The sequence below is a fragment of the Nodosilinea sp. E11 genome, assembly GCF_032813545.1.
In the GTDB taxonomy this organism is placed as follows: Bacteria; Cyanobacteriota; Cyanobacteriia; order Phormidesmidales; family Phormidesmidaceae; genus Nodosilinea.
Map to the genome: position 1 here is coordinate 2,319,528 of NZ_CP136520.1, position 23,999 is coordinate 2,343,526.

Annotated in this window: 18 protein-coding genes; 10 read left to right on the top strand and 8 right to left on the bottom strand. The window is 58.3% G+C overall.

From position 1 onward, the window contains the following. Nucleotides 1–90: 90 nt before the first annotated feature. Together hemH and RRF56_RS12575 are read right to left on the bottom strand one after the other, a co-directional pair. Nucleotides 91–1,254: a ferrochelatase gene (hemH, locus tag RRF56_RS12570; protein ID WP_317037987.1), complete on the bottom strand. Its 1,164-nt coding sequence runs from the start codon at nucleotides 1,252–1,254 to the stop codon at nucleotides 91–93. 45 nt (nucleotides 1,255–1,299) lie between these two features. Further along, complete coding sequence (locus RRF56_RS12575; RefSeq protein ID WP_317037988.1) at nucleotides 1,300–1,473, bottom strand: hypothetical protein; 174 nt, start codon at nucleotides 1,471–1,473, stop codon at nucleotides 1,300–1,302. Nucleotides 1,474–1,747: 274 nt separating this feature from the next. Here RRF56_RS12575 and RRF56_RS12580 point away from each other — a divergent pair, with 274 nt between their 5' ends. The 3 genes from RRF56_RS12580 to RRF56_RS12590 all read left to right on the top strand — a co-directional run bounded on the left by RRF56_RS12580 (nucleotide 1,748) and on the right by RRF56_RS12590 (nucleotide 7,488). Next, entirely contained in the window at nucleotides 1,748–4,237 is a 2,490-nt protein-coding gene (locus RRF56_RS12580; protein WP_317037989.1) for a response regulator, read from the top strand. A 63-nt stretch (nucleotides 4,238–4,300) separates the two neighbouring features. Then, nucleotides 4,301–7,114 (top strand): ATP-binding protein, encoded by a 2,814-nt coding sequence (locus tag RRF56_RS12585; RefSeq protein ID WP_317037990.1) that lies wholly within the window; start codon nucleotides 4,301–4,303, stop codon nucleotides 7,112–7,114. Beyond that, nucleotides 7,111–7,488: a response regulator gene (locus tag RRF56_RS12590; RefSeq protein ID WP_317037991.1), complete on the top strand. Its 378-nt coding sequence runs from the start codon at nucleotides 7,111–7,113 to the stop codon at nucleotides 7,486–7,488. The genes RRF56_RS12585 and RRF56_RS12590 overlap by 4 nt, the downstream gene beginning before the upstream one ends. Before the next feature lie 68 nt (nucleotides 7,489–7,556). On the opposite strand, the gene infC is transcribed toward RRF56_RS12590, so the two are convergent. Next, nucleotides 7,557–8,042, bottom strand: coding sequence for a translation initiation factor IF-3 (gene infC, locus RRF56_RS12595; protein WP_317038355.1), 486 nt, complete (start codon nucleotides 8,040–8,042; stop codon nucleotides 7,557–7,559). Between the two features lie 248 nt (nucleotides 8,043–8,290). Between infC and RRF56_RS12600 the strand changes: the two genes are divergently transcribed. After that, nucleotides 8,291–9,415: a class I SAM-dependent RNA methyltransferase gene (locus RRF56_RS12600; RefSeq protein ID WP_317037992.1), complete on the top strand. Its 1,125-nt coding sequence runs from the start codon at nucleotides 8,291–8,293 to the stop codon at nucleotides 9,413–9,415. Between the two features lie 13 nt (nucleotides 9,416–9,428). On the opposite strand, the gene RRF56_RS12605 is transcribed toward RRF56_RS12600, so the two are convergent. Both RRF56_RS12605 and RRF56_RS12610 read right to left on the bottom strand, forming a co-directional pair. Next, nucleotides 9,429–10,133: a cofactor assembly of complex C subunit B gene (locus RRF56_RS12605; protein ID WP_317037993.1), complete on the bottom strand. Its 705-nt coding sequence runs from the start codon at nucleotides 10,131–10,133 to the stop codon at nucleotides 9,429–9,431. A gap of 131 nt (nucleotides 10,134–10,264) precedes the next feature. Then, nucleotides 10,265–10,435: a metallothionein gene (locus RRF56_RS12610; protein ID WP_317037994.1), complete on the bottom strand. Its 171-nt coding sequence runs from the start codon at nucleotides 10,433–10,435 to the stop codon at nucleotides 10,265–10,267. 398 nt (nucleotides 10,436–10,833) lie between these two features. Between RRF56_RS12610 and RRF56_RS12615 the strand changes: the two genes are divergently transcribed. From RRF56_RS12615 to RRF56_RS12625, 3 genes are all read left to right on the top strand, one after another. Next, nucleotides 10,834–11,103: an ArsR/SmtB family transcription factor gene (locus tag RRF56_RS12615; RefSeq protein WP_410510601.1), complete on the top strand. Its 270-nt coding sequence runs from the start codon at nucleotides 10,834–10,836 to the stop codon at nucleotides 11,101–11,103. A gap of 123 nt (nucleotides 11,104–11,226) precedes the next feature. Beyond that, nucleotides 11,227–12,549, top strand: coding sequence for a glutamate-5-semialdehyde dehydrogenase (locus tag RRF56_RS12620; protein ID WP_317037996.1), 1,323 nt, complete (start codon nucleotides 11,227–11,229; stop codon nucleotides 12,547–12,549). 29 nt (nucleotides 12,550–12,578) lie between these two features. Next, nucleotides 12,579–13,421 carry a prephenate/arogenate dehydrogenase gene (locus RRF56_RS12625; RefSeq protein ID WP_317037997.1) on the top strand — a complete coding sequence of 281 codons (843 nt, stop codon included), beginning with the start codon at nucleotides 12,579–12,581 and terminating at the stop codon, nucleotides 13,419–13,421. Between the two features lie 150 nt (nucleotides 13,422–13,571). On the opposite strand, the gene RRF56_RS12630 is transcribed toward RRF56_RS12625, so the two are convergent. Next, nucleotides 13,572–15,392 carry an ATP-binding protein gene (locus RRF56_RS12630; RefSeq protein WP_317037998.1) on the bottom strand — a complete coding sequence of 607 codons (1,821 nt, stop codon included), beginning with the start codon at nucleotides 15,390–15,392 and terminating at the stop codon, nucleotides 13,572–13,574. Nucleotides 15,393–15,561: 169 nt separating this feature from the next. Beyond that, entirely contained in the window at nucleotides 15,562–15,795 is a 234-nt protein-coding gene (locus tag RRF56_RS12635; protein ID WP_317037999.1) for a hypothetical protein, read from the bottom strand. A gap of 229 nt (nucleotides 15,796–16,024) precedes the next feature. On the opposite strand from RRF56_RS12635, the gene lepA reads away from it, so the two are divergent. Then, entirely contained in the window at nucleotides 16,025–17,830 is a 1,806-nt protein-coding gene (gene lepA, locus RRF56_RS12640; protein ID WP_317038000.1) for a translation elongation factor 4, read from the top strand. A 1,073-nt stretch (nucleotides 17,831–18,903) separates the two neighbouring features. On the opposite strand, the gene RRF56_RS12645 is transcribed toward lepA, so the two are convergent. Next, complete coding sequence (locus RRF56_RS12645) at nucleotides 18,904–22,197, bottom strand: alpha-mannosidase (RefSeq protein ID WP_317038001.1); 3,294 nt, start codon at nucleotides 22,195–22,197, stop codon at nucleotides 18,904–18,906. Between the two features lie 45 nt (nucleotides 22,198–22,242). On the opposite strand from RRF56_RS12645, the gene RRF56_RS12650 reads away from it, so the two are divergent. Next, nucleotides 22,243–23,544, top strand: coding sequence for a hypothetical protein (locus tag RRF56_RS12650; protein ID WP_317038002.1), 1,302 nt, complete (start codon nucleotides 22,243–22,245; stop codon nucleotides 23,542–23,544). A 147-nt stretch (nucleotides 23,545–23,691) separates the two neighbouring features. After that, nucleotides 23,692–23,808 (top strand): photosystem II reaction center protein I, encoded by a 117-nt coding sequence (locus tag RRF56_RS12655; RefSeq protein ID WP_193969086.1) that lies wholly within the window; start codon nucleotides 23,692–23,694, stop codon nucleotides 23,806–23,808. Nucleotides 23,809–23,999: the final 191 nt, after the last annotated feature.

Genomic DNA, 23,999 nt, shown 5'->3' on the forward strand with positions numbered 1-23,999 from the left:
CGGCGACTGTAGCCACCGTAGGGTGGGCAGTGCCCACCATCAGGGAGAAAGTTTTCCAAAAGTCGCCTCAATCATTCAGCAGCCGTCGCCCTAGAGAATGCCAACAAAGTGCAGGGGGCCACGACCGCTGACCAGCTCCAAGAGCAGGGCCAAAAAGCCCACCATAGCCAGTCGCCCATTCCATACTTCGGCGACAGGGGTAAGGCCCCAGGCCGAGCGCTCTTGGGGGTAGATTTTGACTTTTTTGTCGGGCTGCACCACGTCGGAGAAAAGCTGACGGGGAGCAGTTAGCGCCTCATCTACCATGTCAGCCATATCGGCAATAAAGCGGGGGTGGGTGTTGAGGGCGGGCACTCGATGAAACCCCGGAATACCGGCTTCGTGGGCAATCTCCCGGTATTCCATATCGATTTCTTGCAGGGTTTCGATGTGCTCAGAGACAAAGCTGATAGGTACAACCACCAAGTCTTTGACCCCCTGCTGGGCTAGCTGCTCGATCGCATCTTCGGTGTAGGGTTGCAGCCACTCGACCGGGCCAACTCGGCTCTGATAGGCCAGGGTATAGGGATTGGGGCGGTTGAGCGCCTGCATAATCAGCTCGGTACAGTGCTCGATCTCCCGCTGGTAGGGATCACCGGCCTCTTCGACATAGCTGACCGGCACCCCATGGGCACTAAAGAAAATATGGGCCTGGTCGGGGTTATCGAGTTTGTTGAGTTCTTGGGCGATGAGGTCAGCCATAGCCTCGGTATAGCCGGGGCGCTCGTACCAGGAAGGGATAGCTGTGTAGACAATACGCTGTAGTGCGGGGTCTTCGAGCCAGAGCCGCTCTAGTAAACGAAAGCTAGAGCCACTGGTGCTGATGGAAAACTGAGGGTAAAGGGGTAGCACCACAAGCTTTTCGATACCGTCACGCTTGATCTGGGCTACAGCCTCTTCGGTAAAGGGATACCAGTAGCGCATGCCGATGTAGATATGAGCCTCGGTGCCCTTGTCGGCCAACACCTGCTTGAGGGCTTCGGCCTGCTCCTCAGTGATGCGGCGCAGGGGGGAGCCACCCCCAATTTGCTGATAGTTTTCTTGGGATTGCTTGGCGCGTGAGCTAGAAATCAACCAGGCCAAGGGTCGCTGGAGCCAGGGAAAGGGCAGGCGAATGATTTCTGGATCGGCAAACAGATTAAACAGGAAGGGGCGAACATCATCGAGTTGCTCTGGCCCCCCTAGATTTAGCAATAAGACCCCAACACGACCCATAGCACTGTAGTGGCTCTAAACTACTTATTCCATATCTCATTTATTCTACAAGCTGGGTGAGCGGTTTCCGACGTCAATGGTGGTCCTGACTACTCTAGATGGGCGATCGCCGAGTTCAATGCCCGCCTGAAGGCCGCCCGACTGAGGCTTCCGATGGAGTAGTGGGGCGATCGCCTCAGCCTGGCGGGGCACCTTGCCGCCAAGACCTGACGGCAGCAAGACGCTCCACTCTGCAGCCGCCAGGTAGCCTCCAGCGCCTTCAAGGCGTTTGCTGACTTCTAGGACTGGGCGCGGGGCAAAGCTGCATTTATTGGAGAGATATGCTAGGAAACATAATAGATTAGGAAGCCCATGCAAACCGTTTACGCTAGACTCTTGTGACTTAACCATTTGAATTAACTATTTTTTGTGCGGCTTTCAAAGCCAGTTTTAGAAGTTTTAAGGGACAAAATAAGCGCAAACAATATCTCAACGTTAGGGACGTTCCATATCAATGAAGATTTTATTGGTTGAGGATGATTCATCAACTCGGGATCTTCTGGTCTTTCATTTGACCGCAGCACGCTACACCGTGGAGCAGGCGGCTGACGGCATTACGGCCCAGGAATTGGCTGACCTGTGGAACTATGACCTGATTTTGTTGGATGTTAATATTCCTCGCTTAGATGGCGTGACCCTGTGCCGCCAGCTGCGTAGCCAGGGCGTATCGACCCCAATTTTGATGCTCACGGCCCAGGCCGAAGACGAAGATGTGATTACGGGTCTTGATGCTGGAGCCGACGACTATGTGACTAAGCCCTTTGAAGTGTCTCAGGTGCTCGCCCGCATTCGGGCTCTGCTCCGGCGAGGAGCCCAGGCATCGACCATTCCCTCGCTGGTCTGGGGGCAGCTCTGCCTTGACCCAACCATGGCCCAGGTCACCTATGGCACCCAGGTGGTGCCCTTAACCCCAAAGGAATACAGCTTACTAGAGCTCTTCTTGCGCCATCCCAAACGGGTGTTTAGCCGCAGCACCATTCTTGACCATCTCTGGACTATCGATGACTCGCCCACTGAGGGGGCTGTGACTAATCTGGTTAAAGACCTGCGCAACCGCCTCAAGCGCAGCGGGGTAGTCGACAATGTGATTCAGACTGTGTACGGCTTGGGCTATCGTCTGCGAGATCTGCCGCCTAGTCTAAACCAGCCAAACGAACATCCTGGGGTAGAAACCTTGGAAGCTGGAGCCACAGACTTGAGCAATGGCGCTGCTGGTAGTACGGCTCTAGGAGCCGATACCACCCTTGACCTGTATTTCCCCGTCACGGCGGCAGCGACAACACTCCAGTCTCTAGAGGCGATCGCCGCTCGGTTTCAAGCGTCGATTCAGCAGCGGCTAACGGTGATCGAAGCGGCGGTGCGATCGCTTCAGGCGGGCAATCTGCCGCCTCAGCAACAGGCGATCGCCCAAGATGAGGCTCACCGTCTGGCAGGAGGGCTGGGCACCTTTGGGTACGAAGAGGGATCGACCCACGCCCGCCAGATTGAGCAGCTCCTGGGAGAACCTAGACCGCTGTCGAGGACAGCGACCGATCAGCTCTCGCGCCGTCTGCTGGCCCTCAAGCAGGCCCTCGCGCTACCGCCTAAGCCAGTCGAGACTGAGGGCAATGGGCTGACCACCACCGCTAGCCCCTGCCACCGCGCCCTGGCCCTGGCCCTAGCGCCTGAGTTAATTAACCAATTGCAGGAGGAGGGAGGCGACCGAGGCTGGTATCTAGAGTGCACGGCCTGCTTGAGCGAAGTTCTGCAAATATTGGCCCAGGGTGGGATTGAGGCGGTGGTGCTCACCCTCGATCAAACGGTCTCCCTGGCCGAGAAGCTGGCCCCCCTGCGAGAGGTCAAGCATCGCTACCCGCAGCTGCCGGTGCTGGTGCTCACAGGCCAAGACAGCCTAGAAGAACGGGTACAGGTAGCACGGCTTCAGGGCGATCGCTATTTGGTGACTCCGGTAACCCCTAGCCAGATTTTCGAAACCCTTGACCACCTCTTACCCCAGTCTCAGGCTCCAGAGTCGCGCGTGATGGTGGTCGACAATGACCCCATTACCCGAGGGGCGATTACAGAGCTGCTGACGCCTTGGGGTTTGCAAGTGACCGAGCTGGGTGACCCTGGCCAGTTTTGGGAGGTACTGCGGCAGGTGCAGCCTGACCTGCTGCTGCTAGCCCTAGAGATGCCCACCTTTAGCGGCATGGACCTGTGCCAGGTGGTGCGCCAAGACTCACAGTTTGGCAACTTGCCCATTTTGATGGTGGCTGCCCACCCTGACACCGTGACCGTGCGACAAGTCTTTGAAGTAGGGGGCGATGACCTCATCGGCAAGCCTATCGTAGGCCCAGAGCTAGTGACACGGGTGCTGAGCCGCATTGAGCGATCGCGCTTGCGCCAGCAGATTGAGCAAATGCGCCACCACCAAGCGCTGTACTGGGCTCAGCAAGATACCTCTGACCCCCTCACCCAGGTGGCCAATAGCCTTCATTTCGATGCGTTTTTGCAGCAGCAGTGGGAACGCCACTGCCAAGATCAGGCCCCGCTGTCGCTGATCTTGTGCAACCCCGACGAGTTGCGGGCCTACTACAAGGTCTACGGCCAGCAGGCAGGCGATGCCGCCCTACGCCGCATTGCCCGCACCCTGCACCGCACCATCAACCCTAATATTGACCTAGTGGCCCGCTATGGCGACGATGAGTTTGGCATTGTGCTGCCCAACACTAACCTAGATGGAGCCCTGCGAGTGGTGTCACGCATGCAGCAAGCCGTCACCGATCTTAAAATTCCGCACCCCACCTCCGAGGCTGGGGACTACATTACCTTAAGCCTGGGAATTGGGGGGACAACGCCTACTGCTACCCTGTCGAGTAGCCATCTGATCAAAACCGCCGATCAGGCCCTCAAAGATGCTAAGACCCGAGGCGGCAACACCTTCTGTTTATATTCTATGTGCTGATAGGTACTGAGCTAGACCGATCGATTGCTTAGGGCCAGTGCGCGCTGCCAACCATGACCCGCTATGAAGTTTTCCCTGCGAAATCTGCTGATTGTTCCTTTCTTGCTGCAAATTATTGGCATTACCGGATTGGTTGGCTATTTGTCGTACCGAAGCGGAAAGCAGGCTGTGCGCGATATCGCCAGTCAACTGATGTCTCAGAGCAGTCAACGCACGCGAGATAGCTTAAGCGCCTATCTGCAAATTCCTCGGTTTGTCACCCAAACCAATAGCTATCTCTTGCAATCTGGAGAGTTTGACGGCGGTGACCTGGGCAGCTTAGAAAGCCATTTTGTACAGCAGCTAAAGCTGTTTCCAGAGCTAACTGGGCTGGCGATCGCCAATCAGTCCGGGGCTTTTCTAAATGTGGCGCGATCGCAGTCAGGTTCTTTTTCGATGCGACGGCTCAATGTCAACACCACCGATGGCCGGCTCTACCACTCCGTCGTCGATAGCAATGGCCAGAATGACATGCCGTCAGGGCCAGCCCGCACCAATTACGATCCCCATCGCGACCCGCCAGATGCCCCCTGGTATACCGCTGCTCAGGCGCGACGTGAGGGACTGTGGCGGCTGGTGGTCACCCTGGAGCGTGGCGAAGATCAGCCCCAGCTAGCGATGGTGAGGTTTTTGTCGTTTAACACGCCGACCGGCGAATTTGGCGGTGTGGTCAGCACCGGCATTTTGCTGACCGAACTGGGAATTTTTTTGCAGGATCTGTCCCCCGGTCGTGATGGGCAGATTTTTTTAGTGGAGTCCAATGGAGACCTAGTTGCTACTTCTACCGGGGAAGTGCCTTTCCAGGTTGAGGCCGCTAGCGACCACGCTCAAAATGTCGCGGTGCAGTCGCGGCGCTTGACGGTGGGCCAAAGCAACGATGACTTGACTCGTGCTGTCGCCCAGGAGCTTTTAGGCGATCGCCCCGATTTCAGGCATATTCAAGCCCCGATATTCTCTGAGCTGAGTCTGAACAACCAGCGCTATTTTGTCAAAGCTACGCCAATTCATGCTGAACTGCGCTGGATCTTGGTTACGGTCATTCCGACTTCGGAGTTTATGGCCAATATCTATGCCAATGTGGCCCGCACGGGGTTATTGTGTGCCCTGGCTCTGATGGGATCCATTGGACTGGGTCTGTGGACAGCGCAGTATATTACGCAGCCCATTTTGTCGCTGCAGCGAGCGACCCAGGCTTTTACCGATGGCATGACCGATGTACCCCCCACCGAACCCACCCGCATTCAAGAAGTTGAGGCGCTGCGCCAGGGATTTGACCACATGGTGGGGCAGTTGATGGCGTCGTTTCAAAACCTCAAGGACCGCGAAAACACGCTGGCCACCTTTCTCAATGGGGTGCCGGTGGCCCTGAGTGTTCACGATCAAAAAGGCCAAATGCTCTTTCTCAATGCCAAGGGCAAAGAACTCCTGGTCAATGGCATTGCCATAGCCGATGCCGAGCAGTTGGCCGAAATCTACTCTCTCTACCGAGCCGGTAGCGATCAACTTTACCCCACCGATGAACTGCCTGTGGTGCGGGGCCTACGGGGCGAAACGGCCTATACCGACGACATAGAGATCGATACCGGCGATCGCCGCATTCCCCTTGAGGTACACACTATTCCAGTGTTTAACAACCAGGGGCAGGTGCTGTACTCGATCAACTCCTTCCAAGATATTTCAGAGCGGCGTCAGGCAGAGCGCCTGCGAACCAACTATCAACAAGAGCTTGAACAACAAGTGGCTCAACAAACAGCGTCGCTGGCAGCCAGTGAGGCGACTAAGCAGGCGTTGATCAACGCGATTCCTGACCTGTTGATGCGGCTGGGTGCCGATGGCCGCCCCCTAGAAATTTACAACATAGATGCCATTCACTGGATTGGCAACAAAGCCCGTGTCTACGAGGCGACGATGTACGAGAACCTGCCACCGCCCATGGCCCAGGAGCGCCGGCACTGTGTGGAACAAGCCCTGGCCACGGGCAGCATTCAGCGCCAAGAGTATGAATTTTTTCACCAGGGGCAGCTGTTTTGCGAAGAAGCCCGGATCATTCCGGTGACGCCCAACGAGGTGCTGGTGGTGGTACGCGACATTAGCGATCGCCACAAAATCGATCGCATGAAGGACGAGTTTATCTCCATCGTCAGCCACGAACTGCGCACACCACTAACCGCCATTCGCGGCGGGCTGGGCATTTTGGCCTCAGGGGTACTGCACGATCGGCCAGAGAAAGCTCGGCAAATGCTGCAGATGGCCCTCAATAATACCGAGCGGCTCATTCGCCTAGTCAACGATATTCTCGACTTAGAACGCCTGACCTCAGGCCGGGTTGATCTGGTCATGGAGCCCTGCCCCATCGAGGACCTGATTGGCCAAGCCGTGAGTAGTGTAGAGGCGATCGCTGAGGCGGCCCATGTCACCATTCATGCGACCTGCGCCAAGGCCACGGTAATGGCGGCTCCCGACACCATTGTGCAAACCCTGACCAATTTGCTAGGAAACGCAATTAAATTTTCTGAACCAGGCTGCCAAATCTGGCTGATGACAGAAGTCATTCCTGAACTTCAAGCTGACACTGGGTCTAAGGTGCCGCCGAGCCAGCCGCTGCTGCGGATAGCCGTTAAAGATCAGGGTCGAGGCATTCCGCCAGACCGCCTAGAGCTAATTTTTGAACGGTTTCAACAGGTAGATGTGTCAGATTCACGGCAAAAAGGAGGTACTGGGCTAGGTTTAGCCATCTGTAAACGCATTGTTGAACAACACGGTGGGAAAATTTGGGTAGAGAGCCAGGTCGGCCTAGGCAGTACCTTTTATTTCACGCTGCCCCTTAACGCACTATGACAAGAAACATTTTGGTGATTGATGACGAACTCGACATTCGCGAAGTCGTCTGTTTGTGCCTCGAAGAATTTGGGGGATGGCGTACTGACAATGCTGGCTCAGGCGCAGAAGGGCTGAAAAAAGCTCAGGCCAACCCCTGGGATTGTATTTTGCTCGATATCTCGATGCCCGACATCGATGGGGTTGCGGTATATGAACAGCTCCAGGCCAATCCTAAAACCCAGAAGATTCCGGTGGTCTTGCTGACGGCTAAGGTGCTATCTGCCGACCGCGATCGCTTTAACGCCCTTGGGGTGGCCGGGGTCATTGCCAAGCCCTTTGACCCCATCACGGTATGGCAACAGGTGGCCCAGACCTTAGGCTGGGCCACCTGAGCACAGGGCCAAAAACCGATGGTTGACGACCCCAAAAACGAGGTAGACAACCACCGGCTAACCCCTCCCTAGGCGGGAGTAATCATTAGCACTAGGGCCTTTTTGTCGAGAGCCTGTACCTTACCGGCATCGCCGATATCCTGCACAATGCGTTCTAGCAGCTCCGCAGCGCGATCACGGTGCTGGTGCTCACGCCCTCGCAGGCGCACCAAAAACTTAACCGAGTCTCCCTTCGAGAGCCACTCCACAGAGCGTCGAATGCGGAGCTGGTAGTCAGACTCACCCACGTTGGGGCGCAGCTTGACCTCTTTCAAAGACGGCTTAGAGCTTTGCTTCTGCCGCTTACTCTGCTGGTACTGGAGCTTACCGTAATCCAGAATTTTGGCCACAGGGGCATCTTTGCCGTTAGAGACCACCACCAGATCAAGGCCTTGATCTTCCGCCAGCTTAAGCGCATCGCGGGTTTCCATGAGACCTCGGTTTTGGTTCTCATGATCGATCAGGAACACCTGGGGTGAGCGAATTTGCCGGTTTACCAGTTGCGTCTTAGAAATAAGTCGTCCCTCTCATAATTCAACAATGGGGCCAGGCACTTAGGGGCGAAGCCTCTGAATGGAGCGCTGGCTAGTGTACCGTACCCTAAGCCTAGGGAGCACTATCCAATAGGATATCAATAGAATAGCCCAGCTTCTAGGGGGTAGATGTGTCAAAATATCCGGTCTTAACAAAACAGTAGATCACCCAGGAAATTAGGGCTTCATGCCACTACCCTGGGGGCATACAGACGTCTTAGAGGAGGCCTATGGCCGCATATTTTGCCACCGTTGCCCGTGGGCTAGAAGCCCTGGCCGCTCAAGAACTAGAATCTCTCGGTGCCCAGGCAGTGGCACCGGGTTTTTGTGGAGTTGCCTTTGAGGGCGATCGCGAGCTGCTGTACCGGGTTAACCTGTGGTCACGGCTGGTTTTTCGGGTGCTAGTTAAGCTAGCCGATTGCCCCTGCCACGATGCCGACGATCTCTACCAAGGCATTCAGAGTATTGACTGGCGGCCCTACCTGTCTCCTGAGCTCACCTTTGCGGTCGATGCCACCGGCAAAAATAGCCGCCTGAACCACACCCACTTCACAGCTCTTCAAGTCAAAAATGCCGTGGTTGACCAGCAGCGCCAGCACTGGGGCGATCGCTCGACTATCGACACCCAACACCCCGAGGTGCGGCTGAATGTACACATTCAAAACGATACTTGCACCGTCAGCCTCGACAGCTCGGGCAGCAGCCTGCACCGGCGGGGTTACCGCCCAGCGGTTGGGGCCGCGCCGCTCAAAGAATCGTTAGCCGCCGCCCTAGTCAAGCTCACCGACTGGCCTGGCAACGTCCCGCTGTTTGACCCGCTGTGTGGCTCTGGCACGCTGCCGCTAGAGGCCAGCCTGGCGGCGTTAAATATTGCTCCAGGCCTCTTTCGCGAGGAGTTTGGCTTCCAGACCTGGCCCGATTTCGATGGCGACCTGTGGGATCGCCTGTGGCAGGAAGCCGAGGCCAGTCGAGGACCAGACTTAGATACCTGGGTGGGGGGGTGCGATCGCGATCCCGACATCATTCAGCAGGCTCAGCGCAACGCCCAACGCTGCGATCTGGCTGAGCAGATTAAATTCTGGGCTGCCGACCTAGCCGACCTAGAGGCCCCCGCCGACAGCGGCTATCTGCTGTGCAACCCGCCCTACGGCGAACGGCTGGGGGCCGACGATGACCTCGGGGCCTTCTACAAGTTGCTAGGCGACGTGCTCAAGCAGCGCTTTAAGGGGTGGACAGCCTTTGTGCTCAGCGGCAACAAAGCCCTGGCTCGACATATTGGGCTGAAGTCGGCCCAGCGGGTGGCCGTGTATAACGGCACTCTGCCCTGCCAGTGGCTGAAGTATGAGCTGTATTGAAGCCTATGTTGGGTTAGCCCTCAAACGTGGCAACCTCAGAGGTTGGATGACCAGGCTCCGAGTTCAGTGCATCTAGACTCAGGGCATCTAGGCTATGGCCCAATTTATCGGCCAGGCCCTCTACCCAGGCTTCGTCTTGGCGGGTGTAGCTGCGGGGGGCGTTGGCCGCCAAAATCAACGCGCCATCTTTACCCATGGGCTGGCAGATCACACCCTGGGTGTTTTCGGGTAAATAGTCAAACTCGACTCGCCCAGGGTAAATGCTGAGATTAACCAGATAGATGGCTTTGCCAGTCTCAAGTACCCGCTTCAGAATGGGGCCAGGAGTAACCTCGGCCTGGGGGGGTAAGATACCGCGCCGCAGCAGCACTTTGCCCTGGTGATAGACCACGACCGAACGGGTGACGGTGTTGGTCAACAGCAGATGCGAGGCCCAAGCCAGCTCAGTCTTAGTGGCTTCTGACAAGGCTGCGTCGAATTCTAGACCGGCTTCGCCTACCAGGGTAACCGCCTCCGGAGCGATGGGCTGAACCCGCTGCCAGATCAAGCCGGTCAAAATTAGCACGGCGCTCAAAATAACGCCCATCACGTCGGAGCGAGCCTGGGACTCGGTGAGCATTGGCGTGAGTACGCGGTTGAGCAGCAACAAAACGCCGCCTAGCCCCCCGACCACTAGGGGAAGCCGCCGCAGCACCCGATTTGGGTCAGTTTGCGCCATGGTTTAGAACGATCTCCCCTGCACTACTTCGTTAAGACGATTTTAAGGGAGCTAAGCCGCTCAAGGGGGAAATCAGACTGCAGGGTGCTGGCCTCTCAGGCAGAGAGGTCAGCACCCTGCCGCCTGCCGCGTTAGTTGTGGCAACCGCAGCCCGTGTGACCACAGCCCGTAGACCCCTCGGGGTGTCCGTTGGCACAGGCATCGCTGCAAAAATAGTGGCCGTCTTTCTCTAGGGCTTGGCTAGTATCGACAACGCACAGGCAGGAGTCGCAGGCGCATTTCATCTGAGTAACGGTAGTCATGGCAGGTTTCCTCTTAGATAAGTGAACTAGACTATTGCTCAAACACTTGAACAATCGTTCATAGATAGACAATAACACATGAACAGGTATTCAGGCATTATTTGGCCGTGCAATTTGCAGTGGGACGGGGCGATCGCCTAGAGGAGATAAGCTGGTTCTGCCTTAGCGCCTGTCTCAGCTCTAGCGGGGCTGGCACGACTGGTTCTTGTTTTGGGCAAAGGTGCTGGTTGAGATGGAATACTTTTAGCAATGGCTGCTGGAGAACGATTATGGCTGACCCGGTTCCCGCCGCTGAGTCTACTGCCGGTGCCCAGAATACTGGTGCTCATAGTGCCTGTGCCCACGAGGCCGGGACACCAGCGGTGGCAGAAATTTTAAGCATCGACAAAGCCCAGCGCATGGCGGAGTTTTTTGGGGTGCTGGGCGATCCCAATCGCTGGCGCATTCTCTCGGCTCTGGCCCTAAGAGAAATGCGCGTGGGGGAGCTAGCCGCCGCCGTAGCCATGAGTGAGTCGGCAGTGTCGCACCAGCTGCGGATTTTACGGGCGACGCGCCTGGTTAGCTACCGCAAGCGCGGGCGCAACGTGCTCTACTGCCTCAAAGACGACCATGTGTTTAACCTCTACCGCGAAGCCTCGGAGCACCTAGATGAACCTATGGAAGAGTGAGGTCAAAGGGGATGGGTCGGCAATGGCTGAGGCGGGGCATACCCACAGGATTCGGGGTTAGCCCACCAACCTGCTTTCACTGAGACGGTAGACTGAAGTATTGTCGGGTTGTCTTATAGTGCTATGACCGTTTCTCCCGTCGCCCAAAGCGCAGTTCAACCGCTGCTCAGTATTGCCCAGGCTACGCGTCAGGCCGCCCAAACCCTGGCCAGCCTCTCTACCGCCGAGAAAAACCGAGCCATTGAGGCCGTAGCGGCAGCCCTAGAGGCCAACGCCAATGAGATTGTGGCGGCTAACCAGGCCGACTGCGAAGCCGCTGTAGCGGACCAACTGGCTAAACCTCTCTACGGTAGGCTCAAGCTAGATGAGGTGAAGTTGGCGGGGGCGATCGCAGGTGTGCATGACGTGGCGCGCCTACCGGATCCGGTAGGCCCGGTGCAAATTCACCGAGAGCTAGACGAGGGGCTAGTGCTCAAGCGGGTTGCCGTGCCCTTGGGAGTGCTAGGGGTAATTTTTGAGTCTCGCCCCGATGCGGTGATGCAAATTTCAGCTCTGGCGATTAAGTCGGGCAACGGCGTGATTTTGAAGGGGGGCAAAGAGGCCGTGTGCTCTTGCACGGCTCTGGTCAAGGCGATTAAACAAGGCTTGCAGGAGGCGGGGGTAGACCCCGAAGCCGTGCAGTTGCTTACCACCCGCGAAGAAACCCGCGCTCTGCTAGATCTAGAAGGCTATGTTGATCTGATTATTCCGCGCGGGTCTAATGCCTTTGTGCGGTTTGTGCAAGACAACACCCGGATTCCGGTGTTGGGTCATGCCGATGGGATTTGCCACCTGTACGTGGATCGAGAGGCAGATCTAGATCAGGCGGTGGCGATCGCGGTGGATGCCAAGACCGCCTACCCCTCCGCCTGTAACGCCATTGAAACCCTGCTAATTCACCAAGACATTGCGGCGGTGGCGCTACCGCCCCTAGCGACAGCCCTGCGAGAAGCCCAGGTCGAAATTCGCGGCGACGCCCAGGCTTGCCAGATCGTGCCCTACCTGGTGCCCACCACCGCAGACGACTGGGCCACAGAGTATAGCGATCTAATTTTGTCGGTGAAGGTGGTGGCGTCAACGACCGAGGCGATCGCCCACATCGCGACCTACGGCTCTCGCCATACCGAGGCGATTGTCACCCGCAACCCGGTCACCGCCGCCTACTTTATGAACCGAGTTGATGCAGCCGGGGTCTATCACAACTGCTCGACCCGCTTTGCCGACGGGTTTCGCTATGGCTTTGGGGCCGAGGTGGGCATTAGCACCCAAAAAATGCCCCCCAGGGGGCCGGTGGGGCTAGAGGGATTGGTCACTTACAAGTACCATCTGGTGGGCGATGGCCATGTCTCCGCCACCTACAGCGGCAGCGAGGCCAAGCCCTTCACCCATAAAGATTTGCCGCTCTAGGTTAGAGTCGAGCCCCAGGAGCAGCAGCTATGGAACGTGTCGTCATTATTGGCCTGGGTCTGATCGGCGGATCGCTGGGGCTAGATTTAGTGGGCCAGGGCCACAGCGTGGTTGGCATTGCCCGCCGCGAGGAGACGGCTCAGGCGGCTGTGGCGATGGGGGCAGTTACCGAAGCGGCCACTGACCTAGGGTTGGTAGCAGGGGCCGATATGGTGTTTATTTGCACCCCCATTGATGCGGTGGTGGCCACGGCGGCGGCGATCGTGCCCCACCTGAGCCCAGAGGCCGTAATTACCGATGTGGCTTCGGTGAAGGGAGAGTTGGTACCAGCGATCGAGGCGCTGTGGCCCCATTTTGTCGGCGGACACCCGATGGCGGGCAAGGCCGAGGCGGGGCTGGCGGTAGCCGAGGCAGGGCTGTTTCAGGGACGTCCCTACGTGCTGACGCCTACCGAGGCCACGAACCCAGCGGCACTGGAGCGGGTGAGGGCGATCGCCGCCAGCCTGGGCGCTAACCTCTGCCAGTGCAGCCCCCCCCAACACGATCGCGCCGTCGCCTGGATTTCGCACCTGCCGGTGATGGTCAGCAGCAGCCTGATTCTCGCCTGCCAGGAGGAAGCTGACCCAGCTATTCTGGCCCTGGCTCAAACCTTGGCCAGCTCAGGCTTTCAAGACACCAGCCGGGTAGGCGGCGGCGTGCCAGAGCTGGGTACCCTGATGGCCCGCCACAACCGAGCGGCCCTGCTAGAAGCCCTAACCCAATATCAGCAGCAGCTAGAGCAGATGAAAATGCTGATTTCTGCCGAAGACTGGGACGCAGTGCACAACACTCTTACCCAGGCACAAGCTGCCCGGCCTGCCTACTTGATCTAATACTGAATCCTGTTTGGTGACCCCGGTTCAGCAGGGCGCATGCCATGCGACCCTATGGTTTGGCCGTTTGGGAATCGGGGTTATGCAATTCGGATTCGGTATAACGAGAAATCCAGTTGCTTTAGGGAGACTGAGAGCCAGGTCAAACTATTACTTCGCCGGGTACACGGGTTCTTTGTCGATCACCACCGGTTTTTGATATAGCAGGGCGGTAAAGGTCACTGTCGAGCCCAGCCCTTCGCCCATGCTGATGAACTGCACCACGCCGCCCATGGCCTCGACCAAACGCTGGGAAATGGCCAAGCCTAAGCCGGTGCCGCCGTACTGGCGGGTGCGATCGCCGTCTACCTGACTAAAGCTTTGAAACAGCCGGTCTTGCTTTTCGAGCGACACACCAATACCGGTGTCGGCCACACTAATTTTGACCAGGCCAGGCCAGGGTTTACCTTTATATTCGACCTTTTGCGGTTTCACCTCGGCGCTGATGGTAACCCCGCCCTCATGGGTGAACTTAATGGCGTTGCCCACCAGATTAATCAGCACCTGGAGTAAGCGTTGGTAATTGCCGTTGACGGTGATATCGTCGCGGGTGGCGGGCAGCAAAAGCTCTAGATATAGATTCTTTTGGTTAGAGAGCGGGCGCATAAAGGTTTCCAGATCCGCCAACAGCTCCCTAAGGCTGATCGGCCCCATGTCGATCTGCATTTTGCCGGCTTCAATCTTGGCGATGTCGAGCACATCGTTAATTAGTTGCAGCAGGTGAATGGCTGACTTGTGAGCTTCTTCGATGAACTCTTCCTGCTCGGCGGGGTCGTCGGCCATGCCGTCAAGCACCAGCTTGAGAAAGCCAATCATGCCGTTGAGGGGAGTGCGCAGCTCGTGGGAGGTGTTGGCCAGGAACTCGCTTTTTAGCCGTGAGGCTTCTTCGGCCTGCTGGCGGGCTTCTTCGGCCTGGCGGCGGGCTTCTTGAAACTCGCGCTGTTTTTCCATCAGGCTGGCGTTGGCCTGCTGGAGCTTAATGGCCAGGGCGTGGCTTTCGCTGAATAGGGTGGCATGGGCGATCGCAGTTCCCACCTGATCGGCCAGATCGACCAACAAATTTAGCTCTACCTCTGTCCACACCCGAGTAGGCCGGTCGTGGAGCACAATGAACCCATTGATGGTGTTTTGGTAACGCGTAGCCACCGCCACGATCGACGGATCCGCTGGTTGCCGAGGTGGTATCACCCCCACCGGAGCCTGGACAGCGGCGCTCAGGCAGGGGGTTTCGGCCAGTAACCACACCTGCCCCTGACAGGTCGGCAGATCGTTAAATTTCACATATTCAGCAGCGACCGTGACGGCTTCGGGAGCCGTATTGGGGGCGACGGCACAGCTACAAACCAAGCAGCGGTCGACCTCAAACAAATCACCCAGTCCCTCCACCGTTTGCTGGCGAATGATTTCTAAGTCCAGGGTCCAGCGTACGTTGCGGGTGATTTGGTTGAGCCGAGGCGAGTAGGTCTGAAGCTGGGTACAGATTTCCGAGGCTGACTCTGGAGCTACCGCAGCTGGTGCCACGGCCCGGAGCCACAAACTATCAGCCAGACCGTTGAGGTCGGCCAGGTAGCCCGTAGCAGCAATGCGAAACAGCTTGCCATCAAGCCCTAGCAGAGGTTGTAGCACCCACTGCACATCAAGACTGTGGGACCCCAAGGGGCAGCGACCAGACAATTGCACAGGTTCGCTTTGGGTAGCCAAGCGGCTGAGGGCATGGCCCAGGGCATAGGGGGTGGTAAAGGCCACAACTTCGGCGAGCGATCGCCCGACCCAGGTAGCTGTCAGCGCTGGCGGTAATACGGATGCGCCCAGGGTTTGGATCGACTCCACTATGCCACTGGGGCTAAGCACCATCATCCAGGCCGACACAGGTTCGCCTGGGGCCATCTCACCGGCTGCGGCCAGAGTACGGAAGGAACGTCGCGATCGCATAGCAGTACGGAGCCGGAACGCTCCCATAGTAACCAACTCAACCGACCAATGGCTCTAGTTAAGGCAAATTAAGGAACGCAGGCACCAAGCTCTAGGGTGCCCGAACGAGGTCTCAACACCTCACCTGACACCCTAGCCGCTCTATCTTCGAGCTTAGTAAATCTTTGAGTTAGTCGTTCCACTCGCCCTTGGGGGGCACCGTGGGGTTGCGGGGCAGGTGGCGCACCAGGTCGTCTTCGTAGCGGCGATCGCCCCGCAACCACTGGCGCAGCGCCACATCGATCACCTTGCTGGGGTCAGAGGACAGGTGAGAAACCTGGTCAAGCAGGTCTTTGTCGATTTGCACAGAGAGGTCAACTTTTTCCGCCGACCGCTCGCCGGAAGGAGGTGCAGAGTTTTGCATAGTGGGTGCCCTAAGTGCCGAATAAGTCATGTATAGTCTCCAGTCTAAGCCCTGGGGCGGGTGGGTTTGCCCCTAGCCTGTGCCGCCTGCTTGACTATAGGTCTTGGGACCTTGACATAATAAATTTACCCCATCCTGCCTACCCCTCCAGCCTGCCCCTAGAGCATTAGCTCAAACGAGGGATTACAATATTAAAGTCTGTAAACTCCCATGGTTGGATAAGTCTTGTATGACAGAGGTTCCCGTCTCTCAGATTCGCAATTTTTCGATTATTGCCCACATTGACCACGGCAAATCGACCTTGGCTGACCGGCTGCTCCAGCGCACTGGTACAGTGAGCGATCGCGAGATGAAAGCTCAGTTCCTCGACAGTATGGATCTAGAGCGAGAGCGGGGCATCACCATCAAGCTCCAGGCCGCCCGCATGAACTACAAGGCCCAGGACGGCAAAGACTACGTGCTCAACTTGATCGACACCCCAGGGCACGTCGATTTTTCCTACGAAGTGTCGCGATCGCTAATCGCCTGCGAAGGGGCGCTGCTGGTGGTCGATGCCTCCCAAGGAGTCGAAGCCCAAACCCTGGCCAACGTCTACCTGGCCCTAGAGAACAACCTCGAAATCATCCCCGTTCTCAACAAAATTGACCTGCCTGGGGCAGAGCCCGAGCGCATTCGACAAGAAATCGAAGACATCATCGGTCTCGATTGCAGCGGTGCCATTCTCGCCTCCGCCAAGCAAGGGGTGGGCATTGACGAAATTTTAGAATCAATTGTCTACCTGGTGCCGCCCCCCGCCGACACCGTCGATCAGCCGCTACGGGCGCTGATCTTCGACAGCTACTACGACAGCTACCGGGGCGTAATCGTCTACTTCCGCGTCATGGATGGCACCATTCGCCGCAAAGACAAAGTGCGGCTGATGGCCTCGGGCAAAGAGTACGAAATCGACGAGTTAGGCGTGCTGGCCCCCACGCAGATCGAGGTCGATGAACTCCACGCTGGAGAAGTAGGCTACTTTGCCGCCTCGATCAAAGCCGTCGAAGATGCCCGCGTGGGCGACACCATTACCCTGGTGCAAAACCCGGCCAAAGAAGCGCTGCCCGGCTACGCCGAAGCCAAGCCGATGGTGTTCTGCGGCCTCTTCCCCACCGTATCCGACCAGTTTGAAGAACTGCGCGAAGCCCTGGAGAAACTGCGTCTCAGCGATGCCGCCCTCCAGTACGAGCCAGAAACCTCTAGCGCCATGGGGTTTGGCTTTCGCTGCGGCTTCTTGGGCCTCTTGCACATGGAAATTGTGCAGGAGCGCCTGGAGCGCGAGTACGACCTCGATCTGATCACCACTGCCCCCTCGGTAATCTACAAGGTCACCACCATTCAGGGCGAGGTGCTCGAAATCGACAACCCCAGCACCCTGCCCGACCCCCAGGCCCGCGAAAAAATTGAAGAGCCCTACGTGCAGCTCGACATGATCACCCCCGAAGAGTATGTGGGTGCCCTAATGGAGCTGTGCCAGACCCGCCGGGGCGAATTTAAAGACATGAAGTATCTGGCCCAAGGCCGCACCACGTTGATCTATGAGTTGCCCCTGGCCGAGGTGGTCACCGACTTTTTTGACCAGATGAAGTCGCGCAGCAAGGGCTATGCCAGCATGGAATACCACCTGATTGGCTACCGCGAAAACCACCTGTCGCGGCTCGATATTTTGATCAACGGCGACCCAGTCGATTCATTGGCCTCGATTGTGCACCGCGACAAGGCCTACTACGTGGGCAAAGCCCTGGTCGAAAAGCTCAAAGAACTGATTCCCCGCCACCAGTTTAAAATCCCCATTCAGGCAGCGATCGGCAGTCGGGTGGTGGCCAGCGAAAGCATTCCGGCTCTGCGCAAAGACGTGCTGGCCAAGTGCTACGGCGGCGACATCTCCCGGAAGAAAAAGCTGCTGCAAAAGCAGGCCAAGGGTAAGAAACGCCTGAAGGCGATCGGCACGGTAGATGTGCCCCAAGAAGCCTTTATGGCCGTCTTGAAACTATCTTAATGATTGGAAACCGTAGGGTGCCTTCGCGCAGCGCAGCGGAGCAATGCACCACACCAAGGTTTGTATTCTGATAGCCCTACCAGCGGTGCATTGCTTCGCGTTGGCGAAGCCTCGCCTTAGCGTTATACACCCTACAAGACCTTAAAAGCGATCGCATGGACTGCTTCAAAGCTGATTCCTGGGCACCCTAGCGCTATCAGCACCTCCCGGTTCATGCCAAATTATCGACGCCTCTACCAACCCGGCGGCAGCTACTTCTTCACCGATGTGACCTATTAACGGTACCCGTGGCTGTGTACTGATTTGGGCAGGCAGGCGCTACGTGATGCCATCACCACGGTACGGAGAAAGTACCCCTCACCATTGATGCATTTGTGCTTTTGCCAGATCATCTCCACTGCATTTGGACGTTGCCGGAGGGGGATGGCGATTATGCCAAACGATGGTGACTGATCAAGCTGATGGTGACAAAGGCGTGTGGTCAAGAATTAGCGCTGCCATCGGGAAAAACCGCGTCGGGGGAGCGGCGACGAGAGGGCAATTCGTGGCAGCGGCGCTATTGGGAGCATTGCCTTCGGAATGAGCGGAATTTTGTGAGCCATTGTGAGTATGTGCATGCCAATCCGGTGAAGCATGGGTTGGTGGAACACCCGACGGATTGGTCGTTTTCGAGCGTGCATGGTATTTGCGGGAGCGGGATGAACGATGGAGGAGAGACTTGCAGTAAAGATGCTTGCGGTGGTGCATTGCAGCCCAGGAAGGGGGAGGACACCGCCGAGATGAGTTTGGCCGCGAATGCACCCTACGGCAGCACGTAGTGGGTGAGGACGCGCATGATTTCGTGGGTGCGCCCGGTGGGCTGGGGTTTGCTCCATTCGCGGGGTTGCATTGGGGCGATCGCCCCTTCCCCTCACAGTCGCCAGAGTCCACCCTACCGGGGCTGCGATCGCTAAACACAGCGCATCCTCGATAGAAACACCTACGCTCTGATACCAAATCCGAATCACACAACCCCAATTCCCAACAGGCAAAACCGTAGGGCGCATGCCATGCGCCCTACGGAACCGGGGTAACTACTGGGCTGGGCCAACGGATAGCGCCAGACTGACAATCTGCCAGGGGGCAACGGTAGACCATTCCTGCGCTTCACCGGGTTGCTCTAGCAGATTGACAGCCCCCATCACCGTCATCGGCATAGCACCCTGAAGCGTTAAAGAGGTTTCTGTGCCGCTGCTTTCATAGCCGCGCAGAATATAGTGCTGGTCAGATGATTCTGCCTGTTTGAAGGCTGACAGCACCCAGGTGGTCTCGCCTAAATCGAGAAAGCTGGCGGCAGGCAAGCTGTTTTTAGCCCCTGGGGGCGGCTGTATCACCCAAGACAGCAGGGGCAGGTTGAAGTTGCGGGCGGCGGCTACGGTTTTGGCCTGCTGCCAGCCCTGGGTGTGGGGGTAAATGGCGTAGCTAAAGGTCTGAAGACCGCGATCGCAGCCCGGATCGGGCCAGATGGGAGCTTTGAGCAGGGTGAGCCGCAGTTGGGTGGGGGTGGCATCAAACCCGTGCTTGTAGTCGGTGAGAATGCTGACGCCAAAGTTGCCGTCGCTCAGGTCAGCCCAGCGCAGGGCGGGCACCTCCCACTTGGCGTTGTCTTGGGGAGTGGCCGGGGTGGTCGAGCGGGCGATCGCCCCAAAGGGAATTTCGTAGGTAGCTTCAGGGGCCGACACCGTCAGCGGAAACGCCACCTTTAACACCACCTGGGTTTCGTGCCAATCGACCTGGGTGTGAAGGGCCAACCGGGACGACCCCGCATCGAGGCAGTAGTCTTGAATGATCGTGGACTGGTTGAGGCGATGCACCACCCGCAGGGTTTGGCGCACCGGGCCGTACTCAATCCAGCCGATATTTTTGAGCTGGCAAGGCGCTAGCGGGTGGTCTTGGTAATCGGGGGCGATGTTCCAGGCATCCCAGTACTGGCCCCGGTCTTGAAAGGCCTGGAACTGATTTCCACAGCCCTGGAAAGTTTCGGTGCCGGTGGTCTGGTGAATTAGGCTGGCGATGGAGCCTGTAGCCGGATCAAGGGTGACCCGCAGGTGCTCATTCTCTAAAATCCACTCGGCGGGGGGTGGGGTGGGCGGGGCGGCCTCCGTCGGCAGCAGCCAAATCAGGCGATAGCCCACCGAGGGCACCGCCGGAACGTAGACCAACAGCGACGGCGTATCGGCCTGCTCGGCCTGGGTGAGCAGGGGTTGACCCTCGGCAGATTGGGCATGCCAGCGGGTGGGGTCGAGGGCGGGGTCAAGGGCGATCGCCACCACTTCGCTGCGCTCCCAGTTCAGCGGGTTAAATACCACTACGGGCACGGCTTGGGGGTGGGGCGGGGTGGGCACTGGGCACCAGTGGGCCAGCGCCCCTAGGGAGTCTTGCAAAATGCGATCGCCCGCCGCCAACGCCAACTGCCAGTCCTCATTGGCCTGCTCAAACACCTCAGGGATCGACGACCCCGGCAAAATGTCGTGGAACTGATTAAACAGCACCCGCTTCCAGGCGGTTTCTAGCTCGGCAGCAGGGTAGGGCCGCAGGTTGTAGATCGCCGCTATGGAGGCAAACAGCTCGGCCTGAAACAACTGGTCTTCGCAGCGGCGGTTGTACTGCTTTTGGTCGCCGTGGGTGGTGTAGCAGCCCCGGTGGAGTTCGAGGTAGAGTTCGTCGCGCCAGGTCGGGAGGGGAGGGGAGGGGGTGGATGAGTAGATGGGTGGGTGAGTGGGTGAGTGGGTGAGTGGAGGGGTGGAGGGGTGGAGGGGGAGTGGGGGAGTAGGGGGGACAGATGGAGGGGCAGACTGATTTGGTTCCCCTGCCGATAGGGCTATGGATGAATGGGATGGGGATAGCTTAGGGGCGTCAGCTCTGGGATCGCGGGTGAGCGCATCGAACAGCGGCACGGCATGGCCCCATCTCAGGGTGGGAAAGAAGGGAGACTCAGCCCAGCGCTGGGCTTTGAGCAGCATGTCGCGGGTGGGGCCACCGCCGTGGTCGCCGACACCGGGCAGCCAAAGGGCATCGGCCAACCCCGTGGTGGTTTCCCACTGGCAGGCGTACTGGGCCATCTCGACCGGGGTGATATCGGTGCCAATGGGGGGCAGGGTAACGCCCGTGATTTCGCTGCCGTCTAGGCCCTGCCAGATAAACAGGTCGTGGGGGAAGGCGTTGGTATCGTTCCAGCGCAATTTTTGGGTGGCAAAGTAGCGAATGCCGCCCTGGCTCAGGAACTGAGGCAGCTGCCAGGAGAAGCCAAAGCTGTCGGGCAGCCAGGCGATCGCACTCATGGTGCCAAATTTCTCAGTACAGTAGCGCTGGCCGTAGAGAATCTGCCGTGCGATCGCCTCACCCCCCGGCAGGTTTAAGTCAGGCTCCACCCACAGCCCGGCGTCGATCGCCCAGCGACCTGCCTTCACCTGCTGCTGAAGGGCGATAAATAGCTCGGGGCGGTGCTGCTCTAACCAGGCAAACAGGGCTGGAGAAGAATGGCTAAAGGTCAGCTCAGGAAAGTCTTGTTGCAGGGCCAGCACCGAACGAAAGGTGGCCTCGGCGGCGACCCAGGTGTCGGCCACAGGCCACAGCCAGGCCAGGTCTAGATGGGCGTGACCCAGGCAGTGAAGCGTGCGCTGCTTGAGCCAGGAAGAGTAGGGCATAAGCGCCGATCGCACCGCCATTAGCGACTGATCAAAGCGATCGCGATCGCCCACCGCATCCCAGGCAATTTGGTCGAGAGCCGAGGCCAACGTCGGCAACTGATCTCGATCAAATTGGGCCAGGTAGGTGGCCAGCACCGCCAGTTCATCGGCGACAAACCCCGGCTCAGGGCCGTCATCGCTAGCGGCTTCAAATACCAGCTCTGCCTGCACCAGGGCTCCGGCATCGTGGCCGGGGCTGAGCAGCCGGAGCGAAACCTCTACCGATTCTCCGGGCACCAGCCTATCGCTCAGCACAATGCGGGTCCAGCAGTCGAAAATATCTCCCGTGTGCACCAGTACCCCATTGACCAAAATATCGGCCTGGTCGGCCCACCAGCGCAGCGCCAGCCTCGCCGTCAGCCCGGCGAGGGGGTAGCCATTCAGGTCGGTGGGCCAGGTGAACCGCTGGTGTAGCACCAGGGGTACCTTACCCTGGGGCCAGGCAATGTGGTGGCGATCGTTGAGCGGAGCCAGGGGCCAGGTTTTCCAGCTGTCTCCAGTGGGGGCACCTGGCACCGCTAGCGACTCAGGGCAGCCATGCCAGGTGTCCCGCACATCTAGCAGGCTGAGATGACGAAGGCGATCGCAGGTCGCTAAGATTTGCGGCGGGGTTACAGGGAGAACGGTGGCGGGGGGCATGGCTCCGGTATGATCAAAAGCAGTCTCCCCAGTGTAGGCAGAGTTATGGCGACTTCGTTGCGCCCGTTTCAAAGCCAAACGATGGCTCGCCTGATGGCGGGGTATCGGCAGGTGACCCACGGGGCCGGTCGGTGGCTGAGGCAGGGGCGTACCGCCGTGACGTGGGGCTTACAGGTGGTGGCCTATCCACTCTATGCTGCGGTGCAGGGCGTCAGACTGGGCTACCGACAGCTGCGGGCGGCTCCCCCCTGGCAGCGAGTGAAGGCCGGGCTAAACGGGGCAAGCCCACCCGAGACAGGCGCAGATTTACCGATTCGGGCGCTGCTGTCGGTGCTTCAACCTCCACGGCTGGGCGATCAGGTGGTGAGAGCCAAGGAGCTGCGGTTGGTCAACCCGTATGGCGGCTGGCTCAAGCAGTCTCAGGCGGGCGCGGTGCTAACCCCCGGCCACTGGCATCGTCTGTCTTTGCCAGCTACTGTGCGCGGTATCGCCTCAGATCTGGCCACTCAGCGGCTGGTGCTGGTGACCGATCACAACAGCATTTTTGATCACTTAACCGACGATCAGCACCACAGGCTAGGGCAGGCGATCGCGCTGATGCTAGCCGAGCAGAGCCGGGTATATCGCCAGTTCGCCCTCAAACAACACTTACAGCAGCCTGGGCTGCCCTTGCCAAAGCAGACCAACCCACGGCTGTTGGCACCGCTGCGCTGGTTGCCCCCGCTGCTGCGGTGGATGCAGACCAGCCCTTTGGCGGCGGCGACCAACCTATTTGGCGAAGCCCAGCAGCAGACAGAAGCCCAGGCTAGGGTCCATTGGCATCGTACCCCTCAAAATCATGCCTCCCAAACCAGGGGCCTTGGGGGCGATCGCCTGCCTATTGGCCCCGCCGCGCTGTCTCCCCAAGCACCTTTCCCCAGGAACCTTTATCAGTACTATCCAGCCGAGTACCCAGCGGTGATTCCTGGGCAGGGAACGTTTTCTCCCCTGCCCGCCGATACCCCAATCGATCGGGTGGTAGAGGTAGTGCTGGCGACTCCGCGATCGATCGCGTCGGCTAGCCCCCCTGGAGAGATAGAGTTTGGGTCAACAGCGCTAGAAACCGCAGGATGGTCAGAATCGGCGATCGCGCCTGCCCATGCCAGTAGCCCTTTCACCGTCCCCGCTGAGTTGAGCGCTACCGATCGCCCGCAGCTGGCTGCCCTAGAGGCCCTGGAGGCCAAAGTCTCACAGCTCGGTTACATTGACCCGCCTTTGGTGGCTCTGCTGCGGGGCCTAGACCGGGCGCTCTGCTGGCTCGAAACGTGGCTGCGAAGACTCGGGGCTTGGTTACACCATCACTGGTAGATTTATGCAGCCTTTAGAGTGGCGAACGTTTGACGATATGATGGGGCAAGCTTAGTCCTGCACCGGGGCCGTTTCCGCTCAAGGAATGTTGTTGCTGTTTGGGGCAGGTCTTGCGCCTACTCTGCTAGCCGTTTGGAGACCTAACTCATGCTGACTCTCAAAATTGTGGTTTATCTTGTAGTCGCCTTCTTCGTATCGCTGTTTATCTTTGGCTTTTTGAGCGGCGACCCCTCCCGCAACCCCGGTCGTCAAGATATGGACTAGGCGACACTGGGCAGCAGCATGCCCGCCCTTAGCGGAACCTGTTGCCCATAATGTAGTCTTGGAAACATACGGCGATCGCCTAGTCAGCGTCTGATCGTGAGCTAATTTGATCGCCGATGTGCCCTAGGCCTACGCTTGCAACTGGTCGCCTGGCCCCAGGGGTCATGGCCGCTTGAGCCCGCTTGGCGGGC

What these genes read in the sequence shown, in the direction of transcription:
- hemH (WP_317037987.1), bottom strand. Translation starts at nt 1,254, where the DNA reads ATGGGTCGTGTTGGGGTCTTATTGCTAAATCTAGGGGGGCCAGAGCAA.
- RRF56_RS12580 (WP_317037989.1), top strand. Translation starts at nt 1,748, where the DNA reads ATGAAGATTTTATTGGTTGAGGATGATTCATCAACTCGGGATCTTCTG.
- RRF56_RS12585 (WP_317037990.1), top strand. Translation starts at nt 4,301, where the DNA reads ATGAAGTTTTCCCTGCGAAATCTGCTGATTGTTCCTTTCTTGCTGCAA.
- RRF56_RS12590 (WP_317037991.1), top strand. Translation starts at nt 7,111, where the DNA reads ATGACAAGAAACATTTTGGTGATTGATGACGAACTCGACATTCGCGAA.
- RRF56_RS12600 (WP_317037992.1), top strand. Translation starts at nt 8,291, where the DNA reads ATGGCCGCATATTTTGCCACCGTTGCCCGTGGGCTAGAAGCCCTGGCC.
- RRF56_RS12605 (WP_317037993.1), bottom strand. Translation starts at nt 10,133, where the DNA reads ATGGCGCAAACTGACCCAAATCGGGTGCTGCGGCGGCTTCCCCTAGTG.
- RRF56_RS12610 (WP_317037994.1), bottom strand. Translation starts at nt 10,435, where the DNA reads ATGACTACCGTTACTCAGATGAAATGCGCCTGCGACTCCTGCCTGTGC.
- RRF56_RS12615 (WP_410510601.1), top strand. Translation starts at nt 10,834, where the DNA reads ATGGCGGAGTTTTTTGGGGTGCTGGGCGATCCCAATCGCTGGCGCATT.
- RRF56_RS12620 (WP_317037996.1), top strand. Translation starts at nt 11,227, where the DNA reads ATGACCGTTTCTCCCGTCGCCCAAAGCGCAGTTCAACCGCTGCTCAGT.
- RRF56_RS12625 (WP_317037997.1), top strand. Translation starts at nt 12,579, where the DNA reads ATGGAACGTGTCGTCATTATTGGCCTGGGTCTGATCGGCGGATCGCTG.
- RRF56_RS12630 (WP_317037998.1), bottom strand. Translation starts at nt 15,392, where the DNA reads ATGCGATCGCGACGTTCCTTCCGTACTCTGGCCGCAGCCGGTGAGATG.
- RRF56_RS12635 (WP_317037999.1), bottom strand. Translation starts at nt 15,795, where the DNA reads ATGCAAAACTCTGCACCTCCTTCCGGCGAGCGGTCGGCGGAAAAAGTT.
- lepA (WP_317038000.1), top strand. Translation starts at nt 16,025, where the DNA reads ATGACAGAGGTTCCCGTCTCTCAGATTCGCAATTTTTCGATTATTGCC.
- RRF56_RS12645 (WP_317038001.1), bottom strand. Translation starts at nt 22,197, where the DNA reads ATGCCCCCCGCCACCGTTCTCCCTGTAACCCCGCCGCAAATCTTAGCG.
- RRF56_RS12650 (WP_317038002.1), top strand. Translation starts at nt 22,243, where the DNA reads ATGGCGACTTCGTTGCGCCCGTTTCAAAGCCAAACGATGGCTCGCCTG.
- RRF56_RS12655 (WP_193969086.1), top strand. Translation starts at nt 23,692, where the DNA reads ATGCTGACTCTCAAAATTGTGGTTTATCTTGTAGTCGCCTTCTTCGTA.